Raw genomic sequence first — 15,904 nt, forward strand, 5'->3', positions numbered from 1 at the left:
CATAAGTGTTTGCACTATATTATTGTTATTGTTTGTTATTGCTATTACTAGGCTCAGCCTCACGCGTGGTAACTCTGATCCCCCCATGGGGTAAGGTAATCACTTTCACACCTTGTGCATTTTCAGTTACAACTCCGTTTGAAATGACTGAGTTTGAAAATTGCTGCTCAGCATTAGTGTTTGCCGCGGGCTGTGATGAAACCGCATCACTCCCTGGGCCAAACGTCATTGTTATTCCTTCTCCATCAGCCGCTCTTGCCGCCAAAGCTTTAGTTTGATCAGGGTATTTCGCTAACCAATTGGCAATATCTGCAGCCTGCTCATCGGGTACCATCAATAATACTTGTGATGCTTTAAGCTCTTCTACTTGTTTTGTTAATTGTCGATTTTCTTTAGCAAGATCAAAATAAAGTGCACCAAGTGCAATCACTCCAATAACCAACAAAAACACGACAAGCATGTGCTGGGTCGACATTGAATGGCTCGCTTTAGCCACGAGCTGTCTCTTTCATAATCGCTTCAGCCATATTATCTAAGGCTATAGAGTGTGATGATATTCCCGCTGATGTAACGGCTTGAGGCATGCCATAAACAACACAACTCGCCTCATCTTGCGCCCAAATAGTGGCACCAGCGGCCTTTAACATTCTAGCACCTTCACGGCCATCTGCTCCCATTCCTGTTAGCACAACGGCCATAACATCGCTGCCAAATGCTTTTGAAGCAGAAGCAAAGGTAATATCGACACTGGGTTTGTAGTTCATGTCAGCATTACCTGCAATCACTTTTAATCGCCCTAGCGCCCCCGCTTTTTCTATCATCAATTGCATGCCACCTGGCGCTAAATACGCACAACCGGGTTTCAAGGTATCGCCAGTTTGTGCTTCTTTCACGTCAATTTTACATAAGCTATTAAGTCGACTGGCAAATGCTGGAGTAAAAGCAGCAGGCATATGTTGAATTAGCAATATTGGATGAGGATAACTAGCTGGAAATGAGGTCAAAATTTTCTGCAGTGCGACTGGACCACCTGTCGATGTGCCAATTAGCAATGCTTTATATTTTTTACCACTTGCTCGAATGGATGACACAGATGCGGCATTAACTGGTTGTTCGCTAGCTCCACTCGTTTTTGAACGCAGTGATGTCAGCGAACTAGTAGGCTTGCCTGTTGAATGACTAGTCAACGGACGAGTAGTCGCATTGGCACGAGCTATAGGTTTATACAGTCTTCTACGACCTAACGCTTTTACCCTTTGTTGTAGTAGCTTAATCGCATCATCTTTATTAGATGCGATATCTTCAAATCGTTTAGGTAAAAAGTCTAATGCACCCGCATCTAATGCATCAAGCGTCGCCTGCGCACCATCATGGGTTAATGATGAAAACATTAAGATCGGTGTTGGATTCGAAGCCATGATATGGCGCACGGCAGTAATACCGTCCATAACAGGCATTTCAATATCCATAGTAATCACTTGAGGCTTAAGCTTCTCAGTCATCTCAATGGCTTCTTTGCCATTAACTGCAACACCAACAACTTCTAGGTCAGGATCTTGATTAACAATCTCACTGACCCGTCGTCTAAAGAAACTTGAGTCATCTACAACTAATACTTTGGTAGCCATTTAAGTCCTTAAAAATTGGAACTCTTACTTCTTATTCTTGGCGTAATATTTCAGCAATCCAGGTACATCTAAAATAAGTGCAATACCACCATCAGAAGTAATTGTTGCCCCAGCCATTCCTGGCGTACCTTGTAACATACTGCCAAGAGGTTTAATCACGACTTCTTCTTGGCCGATCAAGGCGTCAACGACAAAACCAATTTGCATTGTCCCTAATTGAACAATCACTACATGGCCTTGCTGCTTATCACCGTGAGTAAAGTTGGTTTTATTTCGATGTAACCATTGCTCTAGATAGAATAGCGGTACCGCTTTATCACGCACAATGACAGTTAATTGACCATCTACTACATTTGTTTTAGTTAGATCGAGATGGAAAATCTCGTTAACACTTGATAACGGTAAGGCAAAGACTTGTTTAGCCACATCCACCATCAAGGTTGGCATAATTGCTAAAGTCAGTGGCACTTTAATTTCTAAAATGGTGCCTTTACCCTTCACTGAATCAATATGTACGGTTCCGTTAAGCTGGGTAATACGTGTTTTAACGACATCCATACCAACACCACGGCCGGAGATGTCTGAAATTTCAACTTTGGTCGAAAAGCCTGGTGCGAAAATCAAGTTATAAGCTTCATTATCAGTCATTCTAGCGGCTGAATCTTCATCCAATACACCACGACTAATAGCAATTTCTTTTAACTTATCAGCATCCATTCCAGCGCCATCATCTTCAATTTTAAGAAGAATATGGTCACCTTCTTGGCTTGCCGACAGGGTAATTGTACCTGCACGTGACTTGCCATTGGCTTCACGAGTGATAGGCATTTCAATACCATGATCCACTGAGTTTCTCACCAAGTGAACTAAAGGATCGGCTAATGCTTCAACCAAGTTTTTATCAAGGTCGGTATCTTCACCCACCATGACTAAATCAATTTCTTTATTTAATGTTCTCGCTAAATCACGTACAACTCGAGGGAAGCGACCAAACACTTTCTTGATCGGTTGCATACGAGTTTTCATCACTGCGCCTTGAAGGTCAGCAGTAACAAGATCGAGGTTAGCTAAAGCTTTAGACATCTCTTCGTCATCGCGAGAAATACCTAAACTCACTAATCGATTTCTAACCAGAACCAACTCACCGACCATATTCATAATTTGGTCGAGTCTCGAGGTATCTACGCGAACAGTTGTCTCACCTTGAGGCATTTGCGCTTTTGCAGGCTCTGCCTTCTTAGCCACAGCTGCTTTAGGCGCTGCTGGCGCTTTTGCAACCGGAGCAGCTTTCTCTACTTTAGCTGCAGGAGTTGCAACTGGTTCAGCAGCTTTAGCTTGGGTAGTTTGCGCTTTATCTGCAGCTGACTGACTTGCGTTTGATGGCGATGAGCTTGTTGATGATGAAGCAGGCTTTGAGGATGTCGATGCTGTTGCTGCAGGTTTAACGGCCGCTGGTGCAGACCCCTTTCCATGCAACTCATCTAATAACTTTTCAAATTCGTCATCAGTAATATCATCGGCATCTACGGCAGGTTCTTGTTCAACTGGCGCAGGAGTCGCTTTCGCTGTTGGCGCGGCATTAAAACCACTTGAACCATGAAGCTCATCTAATAGCGCTTCAAATTCATCATCGGTGATTTCATCGCTGCTGGCAGCTGGTTCAGATTCAGCAACTGGCGCAATTGCAGGTTCAGGCTCAACTTGAGACGTTGGACTTTTTCCTTCACCATGAAGTGCATCAAGTAAAGCTTCGAATTCACTTTCGTCGATATCATCAATAGAGCCTGACGCATCTGAGATTTCGTCATCAAGTTGTGCTTCAACTGCAGGTTCTTCAACAGTCTCTACAACGTCTTCAGAAATTGATTCAATAAATTCTTCGACAACTTCAACTTCATGATCGGCATGAGTTGCGCTGCCAGCAAGCTCTGATGGTAAAGGCTCACCAGAACTTAATAATTTGAGTTTTTCCAACAACTCAGGATCAGCATCATCTTGTTGCTGACCTTGTTGAGTTTGTTCGAACATGCTGTTGATGGCATCAACTGCTTGCAGAATAATATCCATTAATTCTGCATTTACTTGGCGCTTGCCCGTTCTTAGTAAGTCAAAGGTATTTTCTGCCTCATGACACACATCGACCATTGGGCCTAAACTTAAAAATCCAGCACCACCTTTAACAGTGTGGAACCCTCTAAAAATAGCATTCAGTAAATCAGCATCATCAGGATTATTTTCAAGAGCGACAAGTTGCTCTTGCAGAAGCTCTAAAATTTCACCAGCTTCAATTAAAAAGTCCTGGAGTATCTCTTCATCAACATCAAAAGACATTAAATTTGACTCCTAGTTAGAAACCCAGACTTGAGAGCAGATCATCCACTTCATCTTGGCCAGTCACCACGTCTTCACGTGTTTCAGCATTCAAGATAGGGCCTTCTGCTTCAATTTTATTTTCATCAACGACCCGTGCCGAGTCAGCTGCATTTTCGCCAAAGATGGTTAGCATTGACACTAAACTGCTTTCCACTTCTCTGACTAAATCAATAACACGACGGATCATTTGCCCGGTTAAGTCTTGGAAATCTTGCGCCATCAATATCTGATTGAGCAATTCTCTTAATCGACTTGAGTCATGTTCGCTATGAGACATGATATGTTGAACGTCATGACACAGAGCCTTAAACTCATTAAGAGCAATGTCTCTACGCATCAATTTATCCCACATTGGCGTGACCGATTGAATGTTATTTATTATTGTATCGGCCAAAGGTAAACATTCTTCAACTGCATCCATGGTTTTATTTGCAGCTTGCTCTGTCATATCGATGACAAAGTTCAATCTTTCTTTTGCGTCAGGTATTTCGTTGTTGGCAAGTTCGGCTAAACGCGTATCTAATTGGAATTCATTTAATGAACTGTGTAATTGACGTGTCAATTTACCCACTTCATCAAACAACTCTCTTTGAAGCGGCGCTGATAAGTCACGAATGACGTCATCAGCTTGTTCTTGTTGTCCATCTTCAAGTAGTGCTACGAGCTGCTTGGCTTGCTCAAGGTCGATTAACCCCGATATTGCTGCCTGCATAACTTATCCTTAGCTTATGCTAAACGCTCAAAGATTTTATCGAGTTTTTCTTTTAGCGTTGCAGCGGTAAACGGTTTAACAACATAACCATTCACACCAGCTTGCGCTGCTGCGATAATTTGTTCGCGTTTTGCTTCTGCGGTCACCATTAAAACAGGTAAATGTTTTAATGAATCATCAGCACGAATAGCCTTTAGCAAATCAATTCCTTGCATGCCTGGCATATTCCAGTCAGTGACAACAAAATCAAATTCGCTTTTTTGTAACATTGGTAAGGCGGTTGAGCCATCATCTGCTTCTTGGGTATTATTAAACCCCAAGTCTCGCAACAAGTTCTTGATGATGCGTCTCATTGTTGAAAAGTCATCAACAATAAGAATCTTCATATTCTTGTCCAAGGTTTCCTCCGGTGAGCTTCACACTGTGCTTTTATTAATAATTATACCTGTGTCCAATGCTTAAGCTTGCCTTTAAGACGCAGCATTGCCTGACTTAATATCTGGCTAACACGCGACTCGCTGACCTCAAGAATGGCACCGATTTCTTTTAAATTTAATGCTTCGTCATAATATAGCGACAAAACTAACGCATCTCTTTCGGGTAATGTTGTAATTGCTTCGGCTAACGCAGATTTAAACTGAGTTTCAGCTAAGGAATCAAAATTTTCATCGTGAGTTGTTTCCTCACTTACAATCACATCTTCAGAAACACCAAGATCTTCTATTCCGATGACTTTACCGACTGACACATCATTGAGAATATGGTGATATTCTTCTAATGTCATTTCTAGCTTTTCAGCAATTTCGGTATCTCTAGCATCACGGCCAAGTTCTTGTCCTAGTTCATCAATAACCTGAGCCACTCGGCGCTGATTACGGTGCACAGAACGAGGAACCCAGTCTCCGCGACGGATTTCATCAATCATAGAGCCACGAATTCTGATGCCTGCAAAGGTTTCAAATTTTGCCCCTTTGCTTCCATCAAACTTCGTTGATGCTTCTAGCAACCCCATCATCCCTGCTTGTAATAAGTCATCTAATTGCACTGATGCTGGCAGCCTTGCTAGCATGTGATGTGCAATTCTTTTTACCAACGGAGCATACTGTTCAACAATTGAAGTTTTATTATCAAACTGAGTATACGCGGCGGCTTTATTCACTCGTAGTATCCTCTTGTGGATCTTTACGCTGAACTAAACGTTCAACAAAAAATTCAAGATGTCCACCAGGCTGTTGCGGTATCGGCCAGCTCATAATTTTATTCGCTAAACCATGGTATGCAATGGCCGCAGGAGACTTAGGAAAGGCTTCGATAACTAATTTTTGTTTACGTACAGACTTACGTAAGTTCTCATCGAATGGCACCGTAGCAACCAATTCTAAAGCCACATCTAAGAATCTATCGGTTACTTTACTCAGTTTGGCAAATAACTCCATACCTTCGCGTAAACTTCGTACCATATTTGCTACAATTTTGAACCGGAACACACCATGTTCACGACTCAGAATTTTTATCAAGGCATATGCATCGGTAATTGATGTCGGTTCATCACAAACCACAATCAATACATCTTGTGAAGCACGAGAGAAACTTAACACCATATCTGAAATACCTGCTGCCGTATCGACAATCAGTACATCAAACTGGGTTTTCATTTCGCTGAAAGCACGAATTAGTCCAACGTGCTGAGCTTGAGTCAATTCAACCATCGCTTGTGTACCTGAAGTGGCCGGTACAATACCGATCCCTTTAGGACCACGAACGATAATATCATCCAGTTCAGCTTCGCCAGACAGTACATGAGATAAGTTACGTTCAGCTCGAATACCGAGCATCACATCGACGTTCGCTAAGCCTAAATCGGCATCAAGTACGAGTACTCGTTTACCTTTCTCTGCAAGGGCAACAGCTGTATTAATTGACACACTGGTTTTACCCACGCCGCCTTTACCGCCACTTACTGCGATTACTTTTACTTTGTCGTTATTTGGTTGATTCATCATACGTAAACCACTTGCTTGATCTCGGGTCATATTTTTACTCGAATGCGTAGGCCATGTCATTTGACCACGCAGTGTCAGGTGACGTTTGAGGTTTGGTGTCGTTTAATGCTGCTAACGCTTGTTTTGCTAACATTAGCGTATCTGCAACTTGCATATCTTCTGGAACACGTTGACCATCAGTTACATAACTTAATGGTAACCCATTTTGAATCAATACACTTAATGCGCCGGCAATCGATACGGATTCATCTAGTTTTGTCAAAATAACTCCCGATAACGGGATGCGTTTAAAATGCTCAACTGCATCTTGTAACACTCTGCGTTGTGAAGTTGCTGACATGACTAAATAACTTCTAATCGGTATTCTTGTATTTGCCATTAAATCATCTAATTGCTGATATAGGCGTAAATCACGTTGTCCCATACCTGCAGTATCTATTAATACTAACTTACGATTCTTAAACTGATAAAGAATTTGTTCTAATTCAGCTAAATCATGTGCCTGTTTAACAGGACAGCCCATTATTTTGCCATAAGTTGCTAATTGCTCAAAGGCTCCAATACGATAATGATCGGTTGTAATTAATGCAACTTGCTCTGGGCCATGATGTGCAGCAAATCGAGCAGCTAGTTTTGCTAGTGAGGTCGTTTTTCCAACACCTGTTGGACCAACAAAAGCAACAACGCCACCAGTGCGCACAATATCATCACCTTGATTATCTAATAAATTCGCTAAACTCTGTGGTAGTGCTCTAACCAAATCTGCTGGGGTATATTGTTGACTAAGCCCTGCTAATTTTGCGGCAACAGCAGGAGAAAACTCAGCATTAATGAGTTTACTTTCAAGCATAGCCCCAACTGGGTCTGTACGTTTTTTCTGATCCTTCATCAATGATGAAACTTGATGGGTCAACAATCCTCGTAATGACGCCATTTCTTCGCGCATGGCTTCCATTTCTTCAGATTGACTATGATTTCTTGATGAACTTCTTGGTTGGTCGAATTGCGGCTGCGGTTTACTGTCAGCTTTAGCGGCTTTAGTATCTTGAAGCTGTTTTGCCCAATCAGGTAATTCCGTTTCTTCTACTCGCTGAGTCATCTGTTGCTGTAAACGATTATGCTGCTTTTCTAATAACGCTTGCAGAGAGTCTGCCGCTGGTGGTGGGCTCACTTTGGTCTGGGCTTTAACTGATGGCTTGTTGATTCCTAACGAAACTTGGTCATCACTCACGTCCATAAAACCAGGAACAGGTAAGTTCACTGCAACATCAGCTTTTGGCTCGTCGTAATCAACAGCTGCAACAATTTCTATACCACCAGTGACTTTCTTATTTGACATGATCACAGCATCTGACCCCAAGGTGTCTTTCACTTGAGCTAATGCTGAACGCATGTCTTTGGCAAAAAATCGTTTAATTTTCACTTAACACCTCTTTCAAACAGAAAGTCATCGCTATTGCCCTACTGCAGATACTATGCGTATTTGCTTTTCATCAGGAATTTCTTGATAAGAAATAACCCGTAAATTCGGGATAGTATATTTAACAAATCGTGACAGCGTTGACCTTAGCATACCTGATGTCAATAAAATGGCTGGCTGACCGACCATTTCTTGCTTCTGAGAAGCGTCTAGTAATGACTTCTGCATGCGTTCTGCAAGGCCTGGTTCAATATTTGGCCCTTCACCGCCTGTCGCTTGCATAGACTTGTGCAACATCTGTTCCAACTCTGGCGCCAATGTTATGACAGAGATTTCTAATTCTGGTCCAGATATCTCTTGAACAATCATTCTCTTCAATGCAATCCGCACTGCGGCTGTTAATACTTCAGTATCATTACTCTTTGTACCGTATTCTAACAGTGTTTGCACTATTGTACGTAAATCTCGTATAGAAACACCTTCATTAAGAAGGTTTTGCATCACTTTAACCACTGAGCCAAGTGGCATGATGTCTGGAATAAAGCCATCAATAAGTTTCGGAGAGTTTTTAGCTAGCATGTCCATTAATTGCTGTACTTCTTCATAGCCCAGTAATTTCGCAGCATTGTTCGTCAATAACTGACTAATATGAGTCGCTACTACCGTTGCGGTATCCACGACCGTATACCCTAATGTTTGGGCATGTTCACGCTGCTCAGGTGCTATCCATACAGCTTCTAAACCAAAGGCTGGGTCAGTTGTCTCAATGCCATCAAGTTTACCGTAAACTTGCCCTGGATTGATGGCAAGTTCACAGTCATGCCTAACTTCAGCCTCACCAACAACAACGCCCATCAGCGAGATTCGATAACTATTTGGTGATAAATCCAAGTTGTCGCGAATATGCACAGCAGGAACAAGGAAGCCTAACTCTTGAGATAGTTTTTTACGCACCCCTTTAATACGGCCAAGTAATTCGCCGCCTTGACCTTTATCCACAAGAGGAATTAAGCGATACCCCACTTCTAGTCCAATAGTGTCAACATGTTGAACATCTTCCCAGCTCAATTCTTTGGGTTCAGCATCTTTAACTTCTGCTGGGCTGCTCACAGCTTTTTCAAGGGCCGCAGTTTTAGCGTCATTATTACGTTTATAAATCATGTAAGCTGCAATGCCAGTAATCACAGCAAAAGTTAAGAAAGCAAAATGAGGCATTCCAGGGACAATACCCATGATGAACAATACAGCAGATGCAATCGCCATTGATTTATGACTATCAAACATCTGGCTAATCATCATACCGCCCATGTCACCAGATTCATTTTGACGAGTGACCATTAACGCAGCAGCAATCGATAGTAACAATCCTGGAATTTGAGCAACTAAGCCATCACCAATAGTGAGCAGAGTATAAATTTCAACGGCACTCGAAAAATCTAGCCCATGTTGCACCATACCAATAACAAAGCCACCAAGAATGTTGATGACCAAAATCATGATACCCGCAATGGCATCACCTTTTACAAATTTTGACGCACCATCCATCGCACCGTAAAAGTCTGCCTCTTTAGTCACTTCAGCACGTCTAACTCGAGCTTGGTCTTGCGTCAATGTACCTGCGTTAAGGTCAGCATCAATCGCCATTTGTTTGCCGGGCATAGCATCCAATGTAAAGCGAGCACTGACCTCAGAAATACGTCCAGCACCTTTAGTTACAACGGCAAAATTGATAATAATCAAGATAAGGAAAACCACTAAACCGACAGCATAGTTACCACCGATAACGACTGAGCCAAATGCCTCAATGACTTTACCTGCAGCATCTCCACCGTTATGGCCTTCTAACAATACAATCCGAGTGGAAGCGACATTGAGCGCTAGACGTAATAAGGTCGCAACGAGAAGCACACTAGGGAAAGCAGCAAAATCTAATGGACGATCAGAATAAATAGCAACTAACAGCACGACCAGAGCAAGTGCAATGTTAAATGAAAACAAGATATCGAGTAAAAATGCGGGCATTGGTAGCACGACCATGCCGAGTGCAGCAAGTACCAATAGCGGTGTACCAACACCTTTGAAAGTACTGAATCTAACTTGTTTAACTTGGCCTAATGCTGCTTTTACATCCATCAGTAGGAAACCTTTATAGTAATATTCTTGACGCTAACGTCTCTAATTAGCAATTACTACGCCAAAAGAATGGTTCAAACAGAAATACTCAGCTGAGTGGCCAAGTTATAACCAAAAAACAATTAATAAATCTCAGTTAGTGTTTTAAGTCATCGGGGATGGGTTGATTTAAAGGAATAGGTTTAGGGCGCTTCCCTTTGCCTTTTTGATATTGTTTAAGCTGAAAAACATAAGCAAGAATTTGAGCGACAGCAGTAAAGAGCCCTTCTGGCACTTGCTGTTCAATTTTCGTCGTATGATAAATGGCACGGGCTAAAGGTGGTGCGGAGACAATCGGTACTTCATGCTCTCGAGCAATTTCGCGTATTTTAAATGCGACATCATCCACACCTTTCGCCACTAAAAAAGGCGCAGATGATTGCATAACATCGTATTTTACAGCCACAGCGTAATGCTCGGGGTTTACCACAATAACATCGGCATTAGGGACTTCAGACATCATGCGCTTATTCGCCATTTCATGCTGCATTTGCCTAATACGCCCTTTCACTTCCGGCTTACCTTCAGTGTCTTTATATTCATCTTTTACTTCTTGTTTGGTCATTTTTAATTGTTTGTTGTGATTCCATATTTGAAATGGCACATCAATAATTACAATGAATAACATCGAAGAACACAGTAAAATAAACATCCACACTAATAGCTCTAGCGCATGATATACATTGCCAGGCAAGTGGTCAGTCGACAGTGTCAAAATGTCAAAGAAGTAAAAACTTAACAAGAAATAGGCTGAAATGGCCACCACAGAAAATTTGGCAATCCCCTTAGTCAGCTCAACCAATGCTTGAGTACCAAACATCCGCTTAAAGCCTTTGGCAGGATTCATTTTACTGCCTTTAGGCATAAAAGCTTTTACAGAAAACGTCATACCACCAAGAATGATATTACCGATAAATGCAATGACAGTTAAAAAGCCAATAAAGCTGAATAACGGGAACGCGAGCTCTGTGCCAATAATTCCCCAAACGAGAAACATGGAGTTGGTATCAAAAATCTGGTCACGTTCCATGGTCAAAATTTGCGTCATGATGGTGTGCAGACTTCGCGCAAGGTTTGGCCCCACAATAGCAAAGCCCACTGCTGATGCGAGTAATACCGCCGCAGTACCTATTTCTTTTGAACGTGCCACCTGCCCCTTATCACGCGACTGTTGCAGTCGCTTGGCGGTGGGTTCCTCGGTACGTTCTTGACCAGTATCTTCTGCCATCAGTAATTTACCGAGTTATCGAGCCGTCAGTTTGACAGGTCAGTTGCAAAATATCACACATCAATACTTGGCCTTGCAGCCAAACCTCATCGAAATGAGACATGATGGGTCCTAAAGTTAACCACAAAATTAGCAATCCACTCACCATAGTGACTGGAAAACCAATTGCGAAAATATTCAATTGAGGTGATGCACGAGTCATTACCCCAAAAGAAAGGTTTATTAATAATAAGGCGACAATCGCTGAAATTGACATGGTGAGTGCAGCGCCAAACATATAGCCACCAAACTCAGCAAGTCTGCGATAATTTGTAATTGTGAAGCCCTGATTTGAAATAGGAATCGTATCAAAACTCGCCACCAGCATAGTAAACATCAGCAAATGCCCGTCCACGGCAAGAAAAATCAATGTTGCCAATAATAAAAAGAAATTACCTACAACGGGTGTCTGCTGTCCTGAGCCTGGGTCAACCATTGACGCAAAACCCAAACTGGTTTGCATACCAATAATTTGTCCAGTTAATACAAAAGTTTGCATGACCAAAATAGTGACAAACCCCATTGCAGTACCGATAAGGATTTGTTGTGCTGTAATAAACACTGCACTTAACGAAAATAGCTCAATATTGCCAACGGGTTCAGGTAACACAGGCGCCACAGCAATGGTAATGGCGACTGATAATAATAAGCGGACTCTTGCTGGAGTGGTGTTAGCGCCAAATACCGCCATGACCATCAACATTGAGGAAATTCTAAATAACGGCCAGACATAAGCTGCTATTGTTTGGCTAATTTCCTCAAATAGAATCTCCATCAAGCTAGCCTATCACTTGCGGGATCATATCAACCATGGTGTAAAAGAAATCCATCATGGTTTGCACTAACCAATGGCCTAAAAACATTAATGAAAAAAGCGTCATTAACAGCCTTGGTAAAAAGCTTAAGGTTTGTTCATTAATTGAGGTGGCCGCTTGAAACACAGCGACAATTAAACCGACAAAAAGACCCGGTAAAATAATCGCTGATACGATCAATACAATAACCGACAGCCCTTCGCGAAATATATCAATTAACGACTCTGGTGACATAGTTGGCCCTTACGTGCCGAAACTGTTGGCAAGTGTTCCCATGACTAATCCCCAACCATCAACTAATACAAACAACATAATCTTGAATGGTAAAGAAACAATCATCGGCGATAACATCATCATACCCATCGCCATCAAAATACTCGCAACCACTAAATCGAGCACCAAAAATGGCACAAACAACATAAAGCCAATTTGAAAAGCAGTTTTTAATTCGCTGGTGATAAAAGCAGGTACCAGAACACTCATAGGCACTTGCTCTGGAGATGAAATATTCGTGTAACCAGAAATTTCAATAAAGGTTTCTAAGTCTGTGGTTCTGACTTGAGACAGCATAAATGCTCTAAGTGGCTCTTTGCCTACCTCATACGCTTGCTGCATCGTCAGTGATTCATTGATATATGGCTCAACCGCTTGGTCGTAAATTTTGTCGAAGACTGGCGCCATGATAAAAAATGTCATGAACATGCTCATACCAATCAACACTTGGTTTGAAGGGGTTTGCTGTAATCCAAGCGCTTGACGCAAAATAGAAAGCACGACAATGATACGGGTAAATGAAGTCAGCATGATGACCATGGCTGGAATAAAGCTCATCGCCGTCATCAATAACAAGATCTGCATTGTTACTGAATATTCAGTGCTACCATCGGCCCCTGTTGTGACTGTGACGGCTTTTAAAATACCGTCTTCTGCAAAGCTATAAGGGGTGAAAAATAATGCCGTCAATAATGTCAGAACAATCCATTTTTTCATTATCGTTATTCCTTGGAAGCTGACTTAGCTTGCTCTTTGGCTTGCTTTAAACGGCTTGCAAATGAAGTGGTTTCAACTTGTACTGCGCTATCTAATTTTTCAATCAGATTCACTTGCTGCGCGGTCACGCCGAGTAAATATTGTTGGCCTTCTAGCTCAACAAGCACCAGTTTTTCTTTTTGCCCTAACGGCGTCATTGCAACGGTTTTTATGACACCTTGGTTAGATTGAACGAGGTTTAGCTTTTTAACGATGTATGCCAGAACAAAAATGATCGCAATCACTAATATCAGGCCACCCATCATACTGGATAAGGCTGCAATATTTGATGTTTCCGCCCCCCCGAGTAGCCACCACGGGTGACGCAGCCTCATTGACAGCAGAACTCGCAATGGCGAACAAAATAACAGCATTTAACACAAATAAATCCTTTACTAATTGATGGGTGTTTTATCTCTATTTTACTTAAGCTTTTTGATCCGTTCAGTTTGGCTGATCACATCTGTTAGGCGAATACCAAATTTATCATTCACCACAACCACTTCACCATGGGCAATCAAGGTACCATTAACCATAACATCTAATGGTTCACCCGCCACCCTATCAAGCTCAACAACTGAGCCTTGGTTAAGTTGCAGTAAATTACGAATACTAATAAAGCTTCGCCCTACTTCCATCGAGATGGTGACAGGAATGTCCATGATGCTATCAAGTTTTTCTGCTTCTTCTTTTGAAATAGGCGCAGATTCATCAACTAACTCATCAAGCTCGACTTGTTCAGCAACATTTGCTTCTTCAAGAGCTTGCTCTGCCATCGCTGCTGCCCAATCATCAGTATCATCACTCATTACTTCACCTTATAATTCTGAAATATCACGCGCTTTACCTTTCTTACGCGTAATTAATTGTAGTTCCGATTTAGCGGTTTCTGGTCGAGGTATTTTCTCGCTAATTTTTAACGCTAAGTTATCTCTAGACTTACCTAATTTACATCGATAAGTCGGTAAATCTTCGATTCGCATCATGATGTGTTCTGGTAATTCAATCGGTATCACATCACCAGCTTTAAACTCCATGACATCTCTAAGAGTCACTTCATGTTCAATAATATTGGCATCGATTCCAACCTGCACGTCCATAATTTCATCACGTAATGCTTGGCCCCAGCGCATGTCGGTATCTTGTTTATCACTTTGAACACCCGCATCTAATAATTCTCGAATCGGCTCAATCATTGAATACGGCATCGTGATATGAAAATCACCACCGCCACCATCCACTTCAATGTGGAATGAGTTAATCACCACAACTTCAGTTGGGCTAACAATATTCGCCATTGCAGGGTTAACTTCAGAGTCAAGGTACTCAAATTCGACATCCATCACTGGCGCCCAAGCATCCTTGTAGTCTTCAAAAATAATTTTCAGTAATAGTTGTACAATGCGACGCTCGGTCGGGGTAAATTCACGTCCCTCAATCTTGGCGTGGAAACGTCCATCACCACCAAAGAAGTTATCAACGAGAATAAATACCAGACGTGCTTCCATCGTGATAAGTGCAGTCCCTTTTAGCGGACTGAAACGCACCATATTTAAACTTGTTGGCACAAATAGCGTATGCACGTATTCGCCAAACTTGAGCATTTGTACGCCATTAATCGAGACTTCGGCTGCACGGCGCATCATATTAAACATGCTAATGCGAAGATGACGAGCAAAACGTTCGTTTACAATTTCCAGCGTCGGCATTCGCCCACGCACAATTCTATCTTGAGATGAGAAGTCATATACCCGAGTATCGTCATTCTCATTAATGTCATCTTCATCGACATCATCAACACCATGGAGTAGCGCATCAATTTCGTCTTGGCTTAATAAATCACTCACGTCATCACCTTGGCTTTTTCACTGGCGTTATTGCATTACGAAGCCAGTAAATAGTACTTTTTCGACTATTTTTCGACCCGCTACAGGTTGCAATGTATTTTGCACGTTTAGTAAGGCCATTTGTCTTAACTCGTCTTTTCCAGCTTGAGTACTGAGCTTTTGAACATCAGCAGCACTAAATGTTGTCAGTAACGCATCTTCAATTAAAGGAATATGCATTTTAGCTGTTTGACCATCGTCGCCTCGTACCATTAGTTGAACTTTAATTTCAACTAACCTTGCTCTATCGACTCCTGGTAAATTAAACAAAAACGGCCTAGGCATACCGACGTAGTTCGCTTTACCTTTGGTTGAATCATCTTCCACCACTTCACTTGTTGCTGCTGTGCCCGGTGTCGTTGAAGCAGACTCTTCATCTCCACCTAAAAAGAACATTGCAGCACCTGCGATAACCGCAAGCAACACCACACCTATTACAATAAAAATGATGAGCTTCTTTTTACTTTTAGGTTGGTTCTCTGTGGTTAACTCTAAAGACTCTTCTTCAGCCATAATTCATTCCATTTATTTATTGCGCTGCCAGTAAAATTATTAACATTCGCTATAGCGCACCAACAGTCTTAACTTGTTGGCTATAG

17 protein-coding genes are annotated in these 15,904 nt (G+C 42.0%); all 17 read right to left on the reverse strand.

Features of this window, described 5'->3' with window-relative positions:
* Positions 1-25: 25 nt before the first annotated feature.
* The 17 genes from SJ2017_RS14840 to fliL all read right to left on the reverse strand — a co-directional run bounded on the left by SJ2017_RS14840 (position 26) and on the right by fliL (position 15,818).
* On the reverse strand, positions 26-475 hold the full coding sequence (locus SJ2017_RS14840; protein ID WP_244899702.1) for a membrane anchored protein in chemotaxis locus: 450 nt from the start codon (positions 473-475) through the stop codon (positions 26-28).
* A 13-nt stretch (positions 476-488) separates the two neighbouring features.
* Entirely contained in the window at positions 489-1,628 is a 1,140-nt protein-coding gene (locus SJ2017_RS14845; RefSeq protein WP_080916242.1) for a protein-glutamate methylesterase/protein-glutamine glutaminase, read from the reverse strand.
* 24 nt (positions 1,629-1,652) lie between these two features.
* Positions 1,653-3,959: a chemotaxis protein CheA gene (locus SJ2017_RS14850; RefSeq protein ID WP_055025010.1), complete on the reverse strand. Its 2,307-nt coding sequence runs from the start codon at positions 3,957-3,959 to the stop codon at positions 1,653-1,655.
* Between the two features lie 16 nt (positions 3,960-3,975).
* Positions 3,976-4,713, reverse strand: coding sequence for a protein phosphatase CheZ (locus tag SJ2017_RS14855; RefSeq protein ID WP_055025011.1), 738 nt, complete (start codon positions 4,711-4,713; stop codon positions 3,976-3,978).
* Between the two features lie 14 nt (positions 4,714-4,727).
* Positions 4,728-5,111, reverse strand: a complete 384-nt coding sequence (cheY, locus tag SJ2017_RS14860) for a chemotaxis response regulator CheY (RefSeq protein ID WP_080916243.1) — start codon at positions 5,109-5,111, stop codon at positions 4,728-4,730.
* Positions 5,112-5,152: 41 nt separating this feature from the next.
* Entirely contained in the window at positions 5,153-5,872 is a 720-nt protein-coding gene (locus SJ2017_RS14865; protein WP_055025013.1) for an RNA polymerase sigma factor FliA, read from the reverse strand.
* Positions 5,865-6,746: a MinD/ParA family protein gene (locus tag SJ2017_RS14870; RefSeq protein WP_055025014.1), complete on the reverse strand. Its 882-nt coding sequence runs from the start codon at positions 6,744-6,746 to the stop codon at positions 5,865-5,867. Before SJ2017_RS14870 ends, SJ2017_RS14865 begins: the two co-directional genes overlap by 8 nt.
* 4 nt (positions 6,747-6,750) lie before the next feature.
* Positions 6,751-8,139: a flagellar biosynthesis GTPase FlhF gene (gene flhF / locus SJ2017_RS14875; protein WP_080916244.1), complete on the reverse strand. Its 1,389-nt coding sequence runs from the start codon at positions 8,137-8,139 to the stop codon at positions 6,751-6,753.
* A 30-nt stretch (positions 8,140-8,169) separates the two neighbouring features.
* Entirely contained in the window at positions 8,170-10,269 is a 2,100-nt protein-coding gene (gene flhA, locus SJ2017_RS14880; RefSeq protein WP_080916245.1) for a flagellar biosynthesis protein FlhA, read from the reverse strand.
* Between the two features lie 136 nt (positions 10,270-10,405).
* Entirely contained in the window at positions 10,406-11,536 is a 1,131-nt protein-coding gene (flhB, locus tag SJ2017_RS14885) for a flagellar biosynthesis protein FlhB (protein ID WP_080916246.1), read from the reverse strand.
* Positions 11,537-11,543: 7 nt separating this feature from the next.
* A complete protein-coding gene (fliR, locus tag SJ2017_RS14890; RefSeq protein ID WP_055025018.1) occupies positions 11,544-12,350 on the reverse strand; it encodes a flagellar biosynthetic protein FliR in 807 nt (268 codons plus the stop codon).
* A 4-nt stretch (positions 12,351-12,354) separates the two neighbouring features.
* Positions 12,355-12,624 (reverse strand): flagellar biosynthesis protein FliQ, encoded by a 270-nt coding sequence (fliQ, locus tag SJ2017_RS14895; RefSeq protein ID WP_055025019.1) that lies wholly within the window; start codon positions 12,622-12,624, stop codon positions 12,355-12,357.
* A gap of 9 nt (positions 12,625-12,633) precedes the next feature.
* Entirely contained in the window at positions 12,634-13,380 is a 747-nt protein-coding gene (gene fliP, locus SJ2017_RS14900; protein WP_055025020.1) for a flagellar type III secretion system pore protein FliP, read from the reverse strand.
* A gap of 5 nt (positions 13,381-13,385) precedes the next feature.
* Positions 13,386-13,754 carry a flagellar biosynthetic protein FliO gene (fliO, locus tag SJ2017_RS14905; RefSeq protein ID WP_338057675.1) on the reverse strand — a complete coding sequence of 123 codons (369 nt, stop codon included), beginning with the start codon at positions 13,752-13,754 and terminating at the stop codon, positions 13,386-13,388.
* 87 nt (positions 13,755-13,841) lie between these two features.
* Entirely contained in the window at positions 13,842-14,228 is a 387-nt protein-coding gene (gene fliN, locus SJ2017_RS14910; protein WP_055025022.1) for a flagellar motor switch protein FliN, read from the reverse strand.
* Between the two features lie 9 nt (positions 14,229-14,237).
* The gene (gene fliM / locus SJ2017_RS14915; protein ID WP_055025023.1) at positions 14,238-15,266 is read right to left on the reverse strand and encodes a flagellar motor switch protein FliM; all 1,029 of its coding nucleotides are present in this window, start codon (positions 15,264-15,266) and stop codon (positions 14,238-14,240) included.
* A 27-nt stretch (positions 15,267-15,293) separates the two neighbouring features.
* Positions 15,294-15,818: a flagellar basal body-associated protein FliL gene (gene fliL / locus SJ2017_RS14920; protein WP_055025024.1), complete on the reverse strand. Its 525-nt coding sequence runs from the start codon at positions 15,816-15,818 to the stop codon at positions 15,294-15,296.
* Positions 15,819-15,904: the final 86 nt, after the last annotated feature.

Source organism: Shewanella japonica, assembly GCF_002075795.1.
In the GTDB taxonomy this organism is placed as follows: domain Bacteria; phylum Pseudomonadota; class Gammaproteobacteria; order Enterobacterales; family Shewanellaceae; genus Shewanella; species Shewanella japonica.